Source organism: Massilimicrobiota sp. SW1139 (assembly GCF_012027715.1).
Lineage (GTDB): Bacteria > Bacillota_I > Bacilli_A > Erysipelotrichales > Coprobacillaceae > Allocoprobacillus > Allocoprobacillus merdigallinarum.
Genome location: NZ_SJOR01000007.1, coordinates 17,717 through 34,634, shown reverse-complemented (window position 1 = coordinate 34,634; position 16,918 = coordinate 17,717). Strand labels below are relative to the sequence as shown.

General features: G+C 31.5%; 13 protein-coding genes and 1 tRNA gene. All 14 read right to left on the bottom strand.

Features of this window, described 5'->3' with window-relative positions; all coding sequences use genetic code 11:
• Positions 1–12 precede the first annotated feature (12 nt).
• The 14 genes from E0K96_RS05545 to E0K96_RS05480 all read right to left on the bottom strand — a co-directional run bounded on the left by E0K96_RS05545 (position 13) and on the right by E0K96_RS05480 (position 16,903).
• Positions 13–1,401: a sensor histidine kinase gene (locus tag E0K96_RS05545; protein ID WP_087242921.1), complete on the bottom strand. Its 1,389-nt coding sequence runs from the start codon at positions 1,399–1,401 to the stop codon at positions 13–15.
• Positions 1,398–2,072 carry a response regulator transcription factor gene (locus E0K96_RS05540; RefSeq protein ID WP_087242923.1) on the bottom strand — a complete coding sequence of 225 codons (675 nt, stop codon included), beginning with the start codon at positions 2,070–2,072 and terminating at the stop codon, positions 1,398–1,400. The genes E0K96_RS05545 and E0K96_RS05540 overlap by 4 nt, the downstream gene beginning before the upstream one ends.
• 128 nt (positions 2,073–2,200) lie before the next feature.
• The gene (locus tag E0K96_RS05535) at positions 2,201–5,521 is read right to left on the bottom strand and encodes an SEL1-like repeat protein (protein WP_168081789.1); all 3,321 of its coding nucleotides are present in this window, start codon (positions 5,519–5,521) and stop codon (positions 2,201–2,203) included.
• An 11-nt stretch (positions 5,522–5,532) separates the two neighbouring features.
• Complete coding sequence (locus E0K96_RS05530) at positions 5,533–7,188, bottom strand: CvpA family protein (RefSeq protein ID WP_168081787.1); 1,656 nt, start codon at positions 7,186–7,188, stop codon at positions 5,533–5,535.
• Positions 7,172–8,104, bottom strand: coding sequence for a DHH family phosphoesterase (locus E0K96_RS05525; RefSeq protein WP_168081785.1), 933 nt, complete (start codon positions 8,102–8,104; stop codon positions 7,172–7,174). The genes E0K96_RS05530 and E0K96_RS05525 overlap by 17 nt, the downstream gene beginning before the upstream one ends.
• 117 nt (positions 8,105–8,221) lie before the next feature.
• Positions 8,222–9,418, bottom strand: a complete 1,197-nt coding sequence (locus E0K96_RS05520; RefSeq protein WP_087297704.1) for an acetate/propionate family kinase — start codon at positions 9,416–9,418, stop codon at positions 8,222–8,224.
• A 152-nt stretch (positions 9,419–9,570) separates the two neighbouring features.
• Positions 9,571–9,783: an alpha/beta-type small acid-soluble spore protein gene (locus E0K96_RS05515; protein ID WP_087242931.1), complete on the bottom strand. Its 213-nt coding sequence runs from the start codon at positions 9,781–9,783 to the stop codon at positions 9,571–9,573.
• Between the two features lie 82 nt (positions 9,784–9,865).
• A complete protein-coding gene (gene thiI / locus E0K96_RS05510) occupies positions 9,866–11,062 on the bottom strand; it encodes a tRNA uracil 4-sulfurtransferase ThiI (protein WP_087242934.1) in 1,197 nt (398 codons plus the stop codon).
• Positions 11,063–11,068: 6 nt separating this feature from the next.
• Positions 11,069–12,208 (bottom strand): cysteine desulfurase family protein, encoded by a 1,140-nt coding sequence (locus tag E0K96_RS05505; RefSeq protein ID WP_168081783.1) that lies wholly within the window; start codon positions 12,206–12,208, stop codon positions 11,069–11,071.
• Positions 12,209–12,280: 72 nt separating this feature from the next.
• On the bottom strand, positions 12,281–14,020 hold the full coding sequence (locus E0K96_RS05500) for a septation ring formation regulator EzrA (RefSeq protein WP_168081781.1): 1,740 nt from the start codon (positions 14,018–14,020) through the stop codon (positions 12,281–12,283).
• Positions 14,021–14,179: 159 nt separating this feature from the next.
• Positions 14,180–14,785 carry a 30S ribosomal protein S4 gene (gene rpsD, locus E0K96_RS05495; RefSeq protein WP_087242940.1) on the bottom strand — a complete coding sequence of 202 codons (606 nt, stop codon included), beginning with the start codon at positions 14,783–14,785 and terminating at the stop codon, positions 14,180–14,182.
• Between the two features lie 288 nt (positions 14,786–15,073).
• Complete coding sequence (locus tag E0K96_RS05490) at positions 15,074–15,904, bottom strand: plasmid pRiA4b ORF-3 family protein (protein ID WP_168081779.1); 831 nt, start codon at positions 15,902–15,904, stop codon at positions 15,074–15,076.
• 325 nt (positions 15,905–16,229) lie between these two features.
• Positions 16,230–16,314, bottom strand: a tRNA-Leu gene (locus E0K96_RS05485).
• A gap of 43 nt (positions 16,315–16,357) precedes the next feature.
• The gene (locus tag E0K96_RS05480; RefSeq protein WP_168081777.1) at positions 16,358–16,903 is read right to left on the bottom strand and encodes a DNA-3-methyladenine glycosylase I; all 546 of its coding nucleotides are present in this window, start codon (positions 16,901–16,903) and stop codon (positions 16,358–16,360) included.
• Positions 16,904–16,918: the final 15 nt, after the last annotated feature.

The following is a 16,918-nucleotide window of genomic DNA, read 5'->3' as shown; positions in this document are numbered from 1 at the left end:
ATCAATTCCTTTCTAACCATGATTTTCTTTTTTTATAAGTCTTTCACTAATATGAAATGATTTATTCTGAGGCAAATGAACGGTAAAGCGACTGCCTCCTTCTTCTCTTGATATAACATCAATACGTCCCTTATGTAAATCAACAATTCTTTTTACAATAGATAACCCTAATCCATTGCCTTCTACACTTCGTGATTTATCTTGACGATAAAAACGTTCAAAAATATGTGAAATAGCTTCTTTGCTCATACCAACACCCGTATCCTCGATACTGACTTCCACTTCTTTAGATGTTTTCTTGATATGTACCATGACAACTCCATTATCTTGTGTGTATTTAATCGCATTGTTGATCAAATTAATCCACACTTGTTCTAAACGTGACTCATCTGCTTCAATACGAATATCATTTTTAGGTATTTCAAATTCTATTTCAATATTTTTACTTAAAGCAAAATTATCTTGTGTTTCAATAACACGATTTAACTGTTCAATTAACGAGAACTCACTGATTTCTAATTTGACATCTTCACCATCCAATAAAGTTAACTGTAACATATTTTTAGAAAGTGTAGATAAACGTTTACTATGAAATAAAATGATATCTGCATATTTTTGACGTTGCTCATCAGTTAATTTTTCATTCTTTAAGATTGTCGCAAAACCTTGAATAGCCGTTAAAGGCGTTTGAAACTCATGTGAAACATCAGATATGAACTGTTGACGTGTTTCATCCTGCTTGGCAAGCTGTTGAGCCATTTGATTAAAACTGCGATTTAAACGTGCAATTTCATCCTTACCAGTATAATTAACACGAACACGATAATTTCCTTTTGATAATTCATTTGTTGCTTTAGTTAAACGTGAAATAGGTTTAACAATAATATCAGCAATGACTAAAAATGTGATACTTCCAGCAACAAGCATACAAAAGACAGCTATTAAAGCAGAATCAAAGAAAATCATTTCCCTTTTACTCATATCTTTTTGAACATAGACAATATAATTTTGATTTTTGACTTCAAAAGATTTTGCATAAATACGTATAGATGAATCTTGTAAAATAATACTTTGTCCTATATTTTCTCTTAAAACATCTGCTTCTTCATGAGAGAGATGTTCTCCTTTGATATTTCCATAAGTCTTTTTTTGACCATTACTTTCAATATAAAAACTCACTTCTGAAGTTGAGGCATAACCCTGTAATATTTTATCTAAATCATCTCGATCTATTAATTGAATAAAATCTTCTATAAGTTCTGTTGAATTTTTAAGTTCTTCAACAGCCAGTAACCCCAGTTCATTTGCATTTTTACGCAATGAAAAATATCCAGCAATTGAAAAACTAAATAAAATACTGACTAAAAATCCAATAATCAGCTTCCCATAAATGGATTTCATGGTTCAACCTCAATCTTATATCCTAATCCCCTTACTGTCACAACTTTAAATCCAGGCAAATGTCCTAAATTTTCACGAATACGTTTAATATGAACATCTACAGTACGATCAAATCCATCATAATCCATTCCCCAAATTTTTTCAATTAACTGTTCACGAGTAAAAATCTGATTAGGATTTTTCGCTAATTCAAAGGCCAATTCAAACTGTTTTAAAGGCAAATGAATTGTTTGATCTTTATATCTGATTTCATATTTATCTCCATCAAAAACCACATCATGTAAAGTCACAATATTCTGACTATTGATACTATATCTTTTTAAAATTGTTTTCACTCTTGCTAAAAGTTCATCAGGATCAAATGGTTTTGTCACATAATCATCTATTCCTAATGAAAAACCTCTTAATTTATCTGCTGACTGTGATTTGGCAGTTAACATAATAACGGGAATGTCTTTCATTTCCTTCATTTCCTCTACCAATTGAAATCCATCCATCACTGGCATCATAATATCAACAATTGCTAAATCAATATATTCATTTTCTAAAAGATGTAAAGCTTCCTCTCCACTAGCAGCCTGAACCACTGAGAATCCCTCTTTATCTAAATAAAAACGGATTAATTCTCTAATATGTTCTTCATCATCAACTATTAAAATCTTTGATTTCATAATCTTTCCACCTCAATTCATTTTGTAATTATATCATAATTATGCGTGAATTCCTATATTTATTGTTATTCCCTTATGAAATATACCAAACTTTATTCCATAATAAAAACAACACATCTGTGTTGTCCTTATTTAATCTTTTTAGGATGCAAAAATGACTTTCTTTTAATCACTTTCATTAAATCATTAGCACCCTCAATATGAGCATCCAGTGCTTTTTGACACCAGTATTTAGCATCTTTTAAAGAAACCTGTGTTCCTTGTCCATACGTATATGCTCTCGCAAGATTGAGATAAGCGTGTCCATTATTAAGGTTGGCAGCTTTTAAAAATAATTCAAAAGCCTTTTTTAAATCTTTGCTGACACCATCTCCTTCTTTATAACAGACTGCCAGATTATTCATGGCCCCTGCATGTCCACAATCAACAGCCTGCTGATAATAAGTGATTGCTTTTTGTTTATCTTCAAACTCTTTACCAGCTTCAAAATCATATAGCACAGCCAGATTATAAAGCGATGAAGCGTGATTCATCTTGGCGGCATGTTGAAAATAATCAATCGCTTTTGAATAATCCTGTTGAACACCTTTTCCATCTTTATACATATTTCCAAGTGCATAATAAGCACGTGGTGATTGCATATCAAGCGCTTTTTGATAATATTCTATAGCTTGATCATTGGATTGTTTCAATATGCCCCATTCATACATTCTCCCCATTTCGACATATCCATCTGCTATACCATTTTGACCAGCCAATTCATAATATTGTACAGCTTTTTCTATGTCCACTTCAATTCCTAAGCCATCTTCATAGAAACGACCAACATGATACATAGCTCGAGCCCATTGATTTTTAGCTGCTTTTAAATATAATTCAAAAGCATGTAATAAATCGACCTTTGTCCCTATACCATTTTCATAACATGAGGCTTCATTGCAAATGGCAGGCGAATAATTAAACTTTGCACTTTGATAATAAAGCTGTAAAGCTTTTTCTTCATCCTTTTGACATCCTAGTCCCAGTTCATACATGACACCCAAATTACATAAAGCTCTTGGATATCCTTTTTGAGCTGATAATTCATAATAATATTTGGCCTGAGCAAAATCCTGCTCGACACCGATTCCATGTTCATAACAAAAAGCCAAATTACATTGACAGACTTCATCATTCAGTTGTGCACCTTGTTGATAATATTCAAAAGCTTTCGTTAAATCAACCGGCACTCCTCGACCTTCTTCATAAATAAGACCTAAGCCACATAAAGCACGTGGATTATTTTGTTTAGCAGCCTCCTGATAGTATTGAATAGCCTTAGACATGTCCTGTTCAACACCAATTCCATCTTCATAACAGTATCCTAAACGCCATTGGGCAACATCAAATCCTAAATCAGCTGCCTGTTGATAACAAGAAATAGCCTGAGATAAATCTTTTTCAACTCCAATTCCGAGTTCATAACAGCAACCTAAATTGGTTAAACCACGCAAGTTTCCAGATTCCGCTGATTTTCGATAACACTCTACAGCCTGTTGTTCATCTTTTTGACAGCCAATCCCGTTTTCATAATAGTAGCCTAAAGTACACAAAGCGGCTCCATCATGTAAATTAGCTGCCTGTTGATAATAATCAAATGATTTTTCTAAATCAACTTCAACCCCTAATCCTTCATCATAGAAATATCCTAAACAACAAAGTGCTCGAGGATATTGATATTGAGCAGCCTGCTCATACCATTTTCTAGCTTCCTGATAATCAGGTTGACCATCAACGCCCTGTTCATATAAATAAGCCAAGTTACACATAGCTCTTAAATGTCCTTGTTTTGCAGCTAATAAATAAAAGGTTTTGGCTTTTTGTAAATCAGGTTCTACCCCAATTCCCACTTCATAGCAATATCCTAAATTACATTGCGCCACATCATAACCTAAATCAGCAGCTTGTTGATAAATCTCTATAGCCTTTGACAAATCCTGCTCAGTTCCAATACCAGCTTCATAACAATAACCCCAGTTTGTCATACCATGTAAATGACCTGCCTGAGCAGATTGACGATAATATTCAAAAGCTTTGGCTGTATCTTTTTTTGTTCCTATGCCCATTTCATAGTAGTATCCTAAAGTACACATCGCTTGAGCATCTTGATCATTGGCAGCTTTTTGAATATATTCAAATGCCAGTTTTTCATTTTTTTCTATACCTATTCCTTTTTCCAGATAATAGGCATACTTATTGATGGCTGGATAATAGCCATAATCCGCACTACGCTTAAGATAATCCAAAGCTAATGCAGGATGTTCATCTTCAATCATATGTCCATAAGCCATCATAGCACGAGGATATCCCATATTCGCACTAAGTAAATAAAGTTCTTTTGCTTTTTTTAAGTCAACAGGTGTTCCAATTCCCATTTCATAGCAATATGCCAAATAACAATGAGCAGGTGCATAATTTTGTGACGAAGCCTGCTGATACCAGTACACAGCCTGTTCACTATCCTGTTTAACACCTTCACCAACTTCATAGGCAAAACCAACTTGAACCTGTGCAACAGGCAGACCATCTTTGGCACCATCCAAATACCATAAAAAAGCTTTTTCAAGATCTTTAGCGACACCTATACCATATTCATAACAATACCCAATGCTATATTTAGCTTGTGTATATCCTAAATCTACTGCCTGTTTATAATAAGTCATGGCTTTCATTTCATCTTTGAGCGTTCCATAACCAAAGCAATAGCATTCTCCCAAATAATAAACAGCTCGAGGATATTGATCTTGGGCAGACTTTTCAAAATATTCAAAAGCCTGCTGTAAATTGCTTTGACAGCCTATCCCCTTTAAACAGCAATAAGCATAATTACAGGCTGCCAGACTATCACCCAAATCAGCAGCCTGCTGATAAAAAGCAACTGCCTGTTCCTTATTGACTTTTGTTCCTAACCCTACTTCATTCATATATCCAAGTGAACAAATAGCTTTGGCATGTGAATGATAAGCTGCTTTTTCAAACAATTGATAAGCACGATATTCATCCTGAACTCTATCCTGTCCATTCATATATTGTAGACCTAATTGAAGCAATTCATTGGTAGATAAAAGCTGATTGTTATCTTCCTCTAGTGAATATCTTGACAACAAACAGATATCAACACCTTTGACTTCAGATCCATCTTCAATATAATAATGTTCTTCTTCTAAATAAGGTGAATGTGTTAAATCAGGAAAATCCAAGATGTCATATTTATTCATCAATTCATAAACTTCATTTTCCACATCTTCTTCTAAGCAAAATAAAGTTTTCACTTTCATTAAAGCATCATTGCCATAATCATCTTTCAAATAGACCCATGCCATATCTGTATAAGTGATGGCAATAAAATCTATTTTCCATTTCCCAAATAGAGGTTCATACATTTTTAAACGTTGAAATAATTCACCCATAATCTTCCTCCTTATTGAATCGTAATTGAAGAAACAGTTTGTGAAGTCGATTCATCATTGACATATTCAATCGTCACTGTATCACCCGCTTTGACAAAAGGCAATTGAGCATTTAATGAAATAGGTGCAATAAAGACTTGATTCGAATCTTGAAGCTGGAAATAATATTGTGAATTTCCATTAACCACAACTTCATGAATATCACTGACAACAGCTGTTAATTTTTCTGTATCATAATCAACATTTGTTTTACCATTATCTTTCAACAATGCATAATATTCTTTTTCTGCTTCGGCAACGCTATCACCAACTGAAACAATCTGATAATTTTCAACACTGACAAACGCATATTTTTTAACAAGACCTGCACTATCTTTTAAAGACATAAAATATGTTGGTTCTCCTCCAGCATTAATCAAAATAGGGAATGTTGCCGTATATTTTAAATCTGTGACTTTTCCTTCAGCAGAAGACATTGCTGAAAATTCTTCTGCTCCACTAATCGCATAATATTTGGCTTCTTTCGTACGCATATTAATCAATGCAAATCCTACATTGGAAGCATCATTAGATACTGATGTTAAACCTGTATATAAATAAACATCATCATTTAAAGCTATATAATTATATCCGTCTGTTGGTTTTAAAACACCTTTTTGAGAGAAAATCGTATTAAAGAAACCGTGTGTATATTTTCCCCAGTTATTAAGCTGTTCTATTAACAATTCAGAAGGATAAACACGATCAATCCATGTTGGAACATCTTGAATATCATAATATTGACAGTCACCACTCACAGCATCAACTAACACTGCACCTGTGATATCTTTACCACCAAATAAACCAATTTTATAAGTATAAGTCGGTGCCACCCAATATGGATGTCCGTCATCATCAATTTCAAATGAAGGTGTTTCAAACATTTTAGTTGGATAGTGAACACGTAAATGACGATCAATATTTCTAAAGAATAAATCAGAATGTGAGTATTTCATTCCTTCATCTAAACGAACAACTTCACTTTCCTGTGTCACCATATCTACGCGAATATAGGCAGGTAATCCCTCACGATGATTCGTAAACCATTTAATCAAATCACTATATGATAATGTTGTGACTCTATAAGGTTTATCCTGATAATTGATTTGAACATAATCATTATCAACTTCAAATTGTGAAACGTAATCGACAATCTCACCCATTTTACGATCTCCTAAACGTTCAGCACTTTCTTTATCAACAACAGGAATTGACTGATAATTCACTTTAGGATTATCTTTATAGAAATCAGCATTTTTATCAACATCTAATTGTTTTTGATAACTTGATGCAAAAAAGATAGGTGAACTGATTAATTGTCCAGCAAAAACATAAACTAGCAATAACGCAATCACTACACTAAGTATCTTATTTACTTTATCAAATGAAGCCTGAAATAAACTTCTTAATGCTATAAAAATAACAAGCAGAATACTGAAAAAGAAAACAAAATCAGGTGATCTCAAATTAATAGGAATCAAAACAAAGTATTCAACAATCAAAAAAACAATCAAAACAATGACCAATGCCTTTATTGTCCCGCCTTTTTGGGGCTGACGTTGTTGAAAAAATTGACTTTGCCTATTTTCTGTCATTCTTGTAAAAAACTTTTCAAATATATTTTCCATTGATTTTCTCCTTTAATTTTTCAATAAGTTCTTCCAATTCATCTAATGATTGAAGGGTTGCTCCAGCAGCATAAGCATGTCCACCACCATGGAAAAGTGCTGCCACTTCATTAACAGGAATACCACGACTTCTGATACTTACACGATAGTTGTTGTCTTTTTTATTTTGAGTCACAGCCATCCATACAGAATACTCTTCAAAATTAGCTAACACATTAACATAAGAAGACCCTTGTTCTCGACTCATCTGTAATGCTTTTAAATTTTCATCACTCAAATAATACCATGCGATATGACCATCTTCCTGATAATGATTATAAATAAATTTTGTAATTTCCAAATCCTGTTTTGTACGCATATAAAGCTTCTGATATAATTTTTCAATATCAATTCCCATATCCAATAGATAAGAAGCTGCTTCAAAAGTTTTTTGAGATGTCGAATGATATAAAAAGCGATTGCTATCTCCAACAATTCCTAAATACAAAGCATTGGCAGCTTCTAATGGGATTTGAACTTTTCCACGTTTCATTAATAAAGTCACAATTTCACTACATGAAGAAGCTTTTTCATCTTCAATATTAATATCACCATATGAATCTACAACTATATGATGATCAATCTTGAGTATCTGATCACACACAGATATATCCCCATCAATACGTTCACGATTGGCAGTATCTAAAACAATTCCTAAAGTATAACCTTTTTTGATTTCACCCATTTCAAAAGAAGGATAATATTTTAATAAATCACTGTTCATTTCACCAGCTAAAACAATATTTTTTTGTGGATAGATTGATTTTAATGTCCAATACATTCCCAGTTGGGAACCAAATGCATCTAAATCAGGATTCACATGTCTATATATAATAACCTGATCAAACTCTTTTCTAATTCTTAATATTTTATCCATTTCTCATCACCTTTGTTTATCATAATACCATATTATCACATAAATATGAACTTATAAAAGATTTATTCTTCTATATCAAAATAACCATAATAAAAAAGAGTTGATCATTCAACTCTCTTATAGCCCTAATAATCTGACTGTATCTCTTGCAATCATAACTTCTTCATTTGTTGGAATAACCATAACTTTAATTTGTGAGAACTGATGAGAAATCACTCTATTTTCATCACTTCTCACAGCATTTAGTTTTTCATCCAAGAAGACACCAAAAGCTTTTGAAACATCATCAATAATCAAACGTCTTAAATAAGCTGCATTTTCACCTACACCAGCTGTAAAGGCAATCGCATCGCATCCACCAAGTTCAGCATAATAAGCTCCAATATATTTAGAAACAATTCTTGCATACAATAAACTTGTTAATAATGCTCTATCATCACCTTCTTTAAATAAAGCATTTTCAATATCACGAGAATCTGATGAAATTCCTGAAATACCAAGCATACCAGATTTCTTATTATAAATTTCTAAGACTTCATCTGGTGTTTTATTTAATTTCTTACATAAATAAGGCATAATAGATGGATCAACATCTCCACAACGTGTTCCCATCATAACTCCTGCAAGTGGTGTGAATCCCATAGATGTATCAATACATTTTCCATTTAATACTGCTGAAATACTTGCACCATTACCTAAATGACAAACAATAACACGTGATTCAGTTGGATTCCCTAACATATCAATCACTTGTTCAGAAACATATTTATGGCTTGTTCCATGTGCTCCATAACGTCTCACTTTTAAATCTGTGTAATATTCTAATGGTAATGGATATAAATATCTTTCTTTATCTAAACTTTGATGAAAAGCTGTATCAAAAGTAAAGACATGCTGTACATTAGGTAATTCTGCTTTAAATGCACGATATCCAATTAAATGTGCTGGATTATGTAAAGGCGCTAATTCACAAAGTTCTTCAACCTTTGCGACAACATCATCATCAACAACAGCACTATCACTAAAATATTCTCCACCATGAACAATACGATGTCCAACAGCATCTATTTCTTTTAATTCTGTCACGACTCCTTCATCAACCAATGCTTTTAAAAGCATTTCTACAGCGACCTGATGATCAGGAATCGGACATGTCGTTGTCTTTTTTTCTCCATTATATTTTATTGTAAAAATACCATCATCCATCCCAATTCTTTCTACAATTCCTGATGTAATGACTGTTTCTTCAGGCATTTCAAATAATTGAAATTTTAAAGATGAACTTCCTGCATTGACTGCCATAATTTTTGTCATATTTTTATTCCTCCTACAATACATAACATATATTTATTGTACATAAATTGTAGAATAAACTCAACAAAAATTTGAAAGCGAATACACTTTTTATCAAAAATGAAAAAACCCTACTCATAATAAAGATTATGACTAGGATTTTTTATAATAGCTTAACGATTTTGAGATTGTCTACCTGCCATCTGATTTTGTCCCATTTCAACTAATCTCTTAGTGATTTCACCACCAACAGATCCGTTAGCACGAGATGTTGCATCAGGTCCAAGATTAACACCAAATTCATTAGCGATTTCGTATTTCATTTGATCAATTGCATTTTGAGCACCAGGAACAACTAATCTATTTTTTGAATTTTTTGAGTTCATTGCTTTCACCTCCTGACACAATTAGTTTGTGTCAAGGTGACAAAATTATTCATTTATTTTAAATTTTTTTAAAATTCTTTAATTAAAACAAATCCTCTACTTCTTTATAATGATCATCAATAACAATTGTTTCACATTGTTCAATGCATTCATTAATCATCGTTTGATAATCCCATGTTTCTTCCAATGCTTCAGCTTTATAGCTTTTTGGTTTTGTAGCAGGCTGCTTTGGTGTAAAAATTGTACAGCAGTCTTCGTGTGGTCGAATAGAAATATCATATGTTCCAATTTTTTGAGCAATATCAATAATTTCTAATTTATCCATACAAGCAACTGGTCTAATAACTGGCATATGAATCACTTCATTAATAACAGACATACTTTCCAAAGTTTGAGAAGCCACTTGTCCAATGCTTTCACCATTCACTAATGCTAAACATTGATTTTGATGTGCCACTCCTTCAGCAATTCTATACATCATTCTACGCATAATTGTCATCGCATAACTTTCATCACAATGATCATATACAGCTAATTGTAAATCTGTAAAAGGAATGATATGTACAGTGATTTTTCCATGAGTATAATGTCTTAAAACATCAACAAGATCTAAAACTTTTTCCCTTGCCAATTCATTTGTATATGGCGGTGAAGCATAGTGAATACATTCAATATCAACACCACGTTTTAATGTTAAATATCCGGCAACTGGTGAATCAATCCCACCTGATAACATCAATAAAGCTTTTCCACCAATACCAACAGGATAACCACCAGCACCTTGAATCACATTATCCATAACATAGGTACATTCTTTACGCAATTCAACTTGTATTAATATTTCTGGATGATGAACATCTACTTTTAAGTCTTTTGATGTATGATGAAAAATATATCCAGCAATAGCTGTATTGATATCATGTGAGTGAAGTGGATAATCTTTATCATTACGCTTTGTTTTGATTTTAAAAGTATGCCCTTGATTTTTCTCTACAATCTGTAAACATACTTCTTTTATTTTTTCTAAATCACTTTCCACTTTATAACAAACTGAAAAAGAGTGAATGCCAAAGACTGTCTGTAACTTCTGACATACAGCCTCTGGATCTTCATTATTTAACATAATATATAAACGATCAAAAGACATTTCATATCTTAAATGTGAAAACTCTTTTAATATTTCCTTTGTATTCTGTGTTAATTTACGAATAAAAAGTTTACGATTTTTCCCTTTTGTTGTTAGTTCTCCAAATCTGACTAATATATGACTACATTCCATTGACAATTACCTCTGTTTCTTAATAGTTTTTAAAGTTTTCTTTAAATAAAATAAAAATTCATCTAATTCATCTTGTGTCGTATGATGAGAAAAACTAATACGAATCGCACTTTTAGCAATATCTTCTCGAATTCCCATCGCCTGTAATGTTCTTGAAATATCATTCTTATGAGATGAACAGGTACTTTTGGTTGATACATAACATTCATACATTTCTAAAGCATGTAAAATCACTTCTGGTTTATACCCTACACATGAAAAATTGAGAATATATGGTGAAACATGCTCACTAGGTGTATTGATGACAATATCAGGTATCTGAGTGAGCTGTTCTCTTATATAATGATTCAAAGAAGTCACGTATTGATATTTCTGTTCTAAATTTTCTAGAGCTAATCTTAATGTTTTCGCAAACATTGTATGTGTAGCTGTATTAGATGTTCCTCCACGCAATTGATGTTCCTGCTGACCACCATTAATTAATGGAACTAATGACGTAGATGTTTTTTTATATAAAACACCACTTCCTTTTAATCCATAAATTTTATGTGCTGAAAAACTCGCTAAATCTACATGAGTGAGATCAATAGGCATCTTTCCTAAAGCCTGTACCATATCGACATGTAATTTTATTTTTGGATTGATCTTTTGAATCATCTGATAAACCCTTTCAATAGGAAAAACCATTCCCACTTCATTATTTACATACATCATCGTGATTAAAATTGTATCTGGTCTGATTGCTTCTTCCAGCTGTTTTAAATCAAGATTTCCTGAAGCATCTACTGATATAAAATCAACTTCAAAACCAAAGACATCTCTTAATTGAATACATGACTGATAAACACTGGAATGTTCTACTGCAGTTGTAATGATATGTTTTCCTCTGTTTTGATATTGAAAAGCACATCCTTTAATAGCTGCACTATTAGATTCACTGGCACCACTTGTAAAAATAATTTCTTCTGGTAAAACATGTAATAATTGTGCTGTTAATTCTCTTGATTTTTCCATTAAAGCACTTGTTTTTAATCCTAAAGAATATAACGAATCAGCATTAGCAAAATAATCATTTAATAATGACTGATACATATGATTCACTTCTTGGTTCAATGGTGTTGTTGATACATAATCTAAATAAATCATATCTTTCCTCCATAGTTCATTATATGTATATATACCATTTTTATTAAGAAAAAGCCACTAAAAAAGTCCAAATTAGGACTTTTCGCTTGTTTTTTGAATTAAATTTTCATATGAACCTGGCTGAATCTTTTCAATAATATCTACTGCAGTTGATAAAGCCTTTGTATATTCGCCATTTCTAAATAAAACTTCTGCCTTTGTTAATTCAGTATTCACCTCTAAAAAAGTAGAACGATAACGATTTCCAAAAACAATAGCTTCTTCAACCATTTCAGCTGTAACAATTAAGTTATGGACATTATCATATAATTTATAAATAATATCTCTTGCACTATCAACACGTTTAGATAATTCAGACAATTCCACTGGACGATGCATACGATAGGCTTGAATCTGTGCTGCTTTATCGTATGAATCCTGAATATAATCTTTGTAAGATTCATTGATCATAGGTAAGTGTTTATTCTTAATTTCAGATTTGATTTCCAATAATACAATATTAATATTTTCTAACTCATCAATAGCACGCTGTTCCTGTAAATATAAATGATCACGAAATGCAAAGAATGAATTTAAGTCATCCTGATGAGTCAAAGCTGCATTTTTTATCTTTTCAACTTTGTCAATCATTTGTAAGTAAGAGAAATTACCTGCATTCATTTCTTCTTCTAAATCATAAGATTCTCTTAAAATCTGATCAAAGTCCTTATATTTTTCTTGAATATCAACATAATCTTCATTAATCAGATATAAATTTTCAATACGATTCTGATCAATTAAAGCTTGTTTATACTGATCATAAATCTGGGTAATAACTGTATAAGATTCATCCCATTTTGTTTTAAAATCATCGTATGATTGTTTTTCAACTTCTAAATCTTTAATAATAGCATCAATATCATCAACTAATTTCTGTAAGACTTCACCAACATTTTCTAATTGTAATTGTTGAATATGTTGAGTTGTTGTTTCTAAAGTGGATTGGATGGCCTGATAACGTGCAGATACATTTAACTTTTCTAACGCAAATTCTCCATTAGACATATCTTTAATCAAATTATCCAAATAATGAATCTTTTTAGGAATATACTGTCTGACAATAGCGATATAATCAGGTAACTCCTGTAATCGGGCATTTAACCAGTCTACTTTTTTATCAATATCCTGTGTTAAATTTTTAGCATCTTCAAATCTCTGATTATTCATCATATCTTCAAGCTTTACAAAAGAATCATCAAGATTATTAAAAATATTTTTAATGCCCTTAACAAAATCTTCTACTTTAAAACGGATTGTTTCATAGTGATCTATCAATTGTCGATACTTTTCTTTCACACGAATAATTTCAATTCTTTGAACATTCTCAATTTCAGTAATTTCTTCAATTTTTGCCAGTAAAACCTGAGAATCATCTTCATAGATTTTCAACATACTTTCTAATTCTTTCATTTTAGAAGATATTTTTCTAAGTTTACCATAAAAAAGCTGTTCATCTACTTCATTAACCAATACACCTAATTGATTTTTCTGATAATCTGTAATACGTTCAAATTCCTGAGCATATTCTTCATATTTTTCCAAAACTTCTGGCATATTTTTAGAAATACTATGGACTCTTCCTAAACGATATTGTAATGGCAGTGATTTAATACCATTCATGCGATTTTCCACATCCACAATTAATTTCCTATATTTTCTTAATCTCATTCCCCTATAAAATAAAAGTAGTATTACAAGCGCAACAATACCTATACCTATAAAAATGAGATTACGTATACCTATTTGTTCAATCAATCTCATAATATTATCCATCATTTAAAATTCCTCTCTTTTCCTAAGTTTTATTTTATCATAAATAGAAAGGTATTTCATCATCTTTTTCCAAAATCCTACATAGACAAGAGATATACTGCCATCAAAAGAAAAAAGTATTGAACAAAATAACTGTCCAATACTTTGATATTGATCATCTTATCCTAAACGGTTGTAGTATTCAACGATAAGTGATTCATTGATTTCTTGATTTAATTCTGATCTTTCAGGTAATCTGATGAATTTACCTTCCATTTTATCAGCATCAACTTCAACAAATCCTGGTACATGTGTTTGAGAAGCTAAAGCATTTTTGATAATTTCTAATGAACGAGAACGTTCTTTAACAGAAATAACATCTCCAACTTTAACTTGACAAGAAGCGATATCAGTTTTAACTCCATTTAATAAAATATGTCCATGGTTAACTAACTGTCTTGCTTGTCTTCTTGTTGTTGCAAAACCTAATCTATAAACAATATTATCCAATCTAGATTCTAGTAAACAGAAGAAATTGTAACCAGTAACTCCTTCCATTTTCCCAGCTCTTTTGAATGTGTTATGGAATTGTTTTTCATTAACTCCATACATATGTCTTACTTTTTGTTTTTCAGCTAATTGTAATCCATATTCTGTTAATTTTTTTCTTTTTTGACCATGTTGACCAGGTGCATATGGTCTTCTTGCTAATTCTCTACCAGTTTCTAATGTTGAAAAACCTAAACGTCTAGATTTTTTCCATTGTGGTCCAGTATAACGTGACATTTTCTTTCCTCCTATTGTTTTATTTGGCATAAAACAATAACATGCATAGATCAGTTAGGGTGTGTTTGTACTAAGTATTTCTCTTTGCAGCAAGATACTCTACATCCCTTTGTCACAAACGCATGGGCTAACCCTCTATGTGCTGCTATCATTTATTGCACTAATACATTATAACAAGCTTTTTTATATTGTCAAATATTTTTTTCAATATCAACAGAATATCTATTTTATCTTTATTTTCCATCCTCAAATCACGTTTTTATAGTCTCCATTCAAAAACACAAACCATTACATTTCATATTCATCATACATATAAGCATGTTTTAAAAATTCATAATCATCAAATAAAGCACCATTTGCTGTATCTACATCAAATTCTTCAAAAATAAAGTCATCCAAATTCAAACCTAAATCTTGAATATGCTCAACGAAAGCTTGTCTATCATGATAATACATATCCAAAAGTGAATGTTCATCTTCCCAAATACCAAAGCCTTCTCCAGCCATAATTTCTATATCATGAAGAGTTTGTACATTTGGGTGTTGTTCAATATCTTGAATCTGAATATCAAATATATAATCATCACCAAAATCATACCACAACGAAAAAGTATCCCCCTTTTTCAAATCTAGTTCATCTAAGAAAACATCTGATGCATAATCATCCAACATTTCTTCATCACATTGATCACAACCAAATTTTCCCTGATCAGTTATAAATGTAAAAAGATGAGTACCCTCTGCCTGAAACATGGTTAATATATAATATGCTAATTCATTTAAAGGCATATGATAAGGGATACGTACCTGGCGATGAATATACTTTTCTAACTCTCTAACCACAATACGACATATGACTGTTTTCTTCATTTCAGGAATGGCTTCCATCATATGTTCTAAATATTCCTGTAAAACACCTTCAAACAATTCATCCTGAAATTGAAGCTGATTCAAACATAATGTCATGGCTAACATAATACCTTTCTTTAAAAAATAAGGACTTTCATCTCCTGCTACATTTTCAAATTGACGAATAATATCTTTTAATTCATCAGATCCATTTAAAATAATATCATCATAAATATGATCAACACATCCAAAAATATGATTTTCTAACATATTTTTACACCTCCTGATTTTATTTTACAATATTTCCAAAATATTCATAGAATAACATATGTTTTTGATCTATTTTCTTCACTTTTTCGTCATTTTTTTGCAAGAATATTATCAAATATAGTCATTTTTTCTTTTATCCTGTCGAATTTTATATGAAAATCTATCACGCAAAAATCCTTGAAATAGCTATCAGTCAAACCAATTCATCATCTTGTGTATAAAAATATGTATTGAGCCATAAAAAAATATCGAACAAAATTCTTTATCTTGTTCGATACCTTCATGTTAATGAAAAAGAAATCTTTTTCATGATTTTGTATTCAATTGGTGCCTGAGGTCGGACTCGAACCGACATGACATAGGTCGCAGCATTTTGAGTGCTGTGCGTATACCAGTTTCGCCACTCAGGCAAATCAAATTGCTTATTTATTATATTACATATCTTTTTAAAAATCAATAAAAATCGCAATTTATTTCATGATCATTATATATACCAATAGCCTGCAAATAACTATATATAATTGTTGGACCAACAAAACAAAAACCATGTTTTTTTAAATCTTTAGAAATTTGTGTAGATAGTTCATCACTTGATGGAACATCCTGTGATGTCTGATAATGATGTGGGACCGGTTGAAAATCAACATAAGACCATATAAAAGAATCAAAACTTCCATATTGTTTTTGAATTTCAAGAAAAGCTTTGGCATTCGTTATAATTGCCTTCATTTTTAAACGATTCTTGATCAATCCTTCTGTTTGCATTAACTCATCATATTTTTTTTGATCATATAAGGCAATGCGATGATAATCAAAATGATCAAGAGCCTTATCATATAATTCTTCTTTTTTTAAAACAATATCCCAACTCAGTCCTGCCTGTAAACCTTCTAAAACTAACATTTTATATAATTGCGTTTCATCATGTTGAGGAATACCCCATACATGATCATGATAAGCGATTAAACGCTCATTATAAGCCCATTGACACCTTTTCATAACATCACCGTTTCT

Bases quoted from the DNA above. Each gene is read 5' to 3' on its own strand.
- E0K96_RS05515 (WP_087242931.1), bottom strand. From the start codon at position 9,783: ATGAACTCAAAAAATTCAAAAAATAGATTAGTTGTTCCTGGTGCTCAA.
- E0K96_RS05525 (WP_168081785.1), bottom strand. From the start codon at position 8,104: ATGGATAAAATATTAAGAATTAGAAAAGAGTTTGATCAGGTTATTATA.
- thiI (WP_087242934.1), bottom strand. From the start codon at position 11,062: ATGGAATGTAGTCATATATTAGTCAGATTTGGAGAACTAACAACAAAA.
- E0K96_RS05490 (WP_168081779.1), bottom strand. From the start codon at position 15,904: ATGTTAGAAAATCATATTTTTGGATGTGTTGATCATATTTATGATGAT.
- E0K96_RS05540 (WP_087242923.1), bottom strand. From the start codon at position 2,072: ATGAAATCAAAGATTTTAATAGTTGATGATGAAGAACATATTAGAGAA.
- E0K96_RS05500 (WP_168081781.1), bottom strand. From the start codon at position 14,020: ATGGATAATATTATGAGATTGATTGAACAAATAGGTATACGTAATCTC.
- E0K96_RS05530 (WP_168081787.1), bottom strand. From the start codon at position 7,188: ATGGAAAATATATTTGAAAAGTTTTTTACAAGAATGACAGAAAATAGG.
- E0K96_RS05545 (WP_087242921.1), bottom strand. From the start codon at position 1,401: ATGAAATCCATTTATGGGAAGCTGATTATTGGATTTTTAGTCAGTATT.
- E0K96_RS05535 (WP_168081789.1), bottom strand. From the start codon at position 5,521: ATGGGTGAATTATTTCAACGTTTAAAAATGTATGAACCTCTATTTGGG.
- E0K96_RS05505 (WP_168081783.1), bottom strand. From the start codon at position 12,208: ATGATTTATTTAGATTATGTATCAACAACACCATTGAACCAAGAAGTG.
- rpsD (WP_087242940.1), bottom strand. From the start codon at position 14,785: ATGTCACGTTATACTGGACCACAATGGAAAAAATCTAGACGTTTAGGT.
- E0K96_RS05480 (WP_168081777.1), bottom strand. From the start codon at position 16,903: ATGAAAAGGTGTCAATGGGCTTATAATGAGCGTTTAATCGCTTATCAT.
- E0K96_RS05520 (WP_087297704.1), bottom strand. From the start codon at position 9,418: ATGACAAAAATTATGGCAGTCAATGCAGGAAGTTCATCTTTAAAATTT.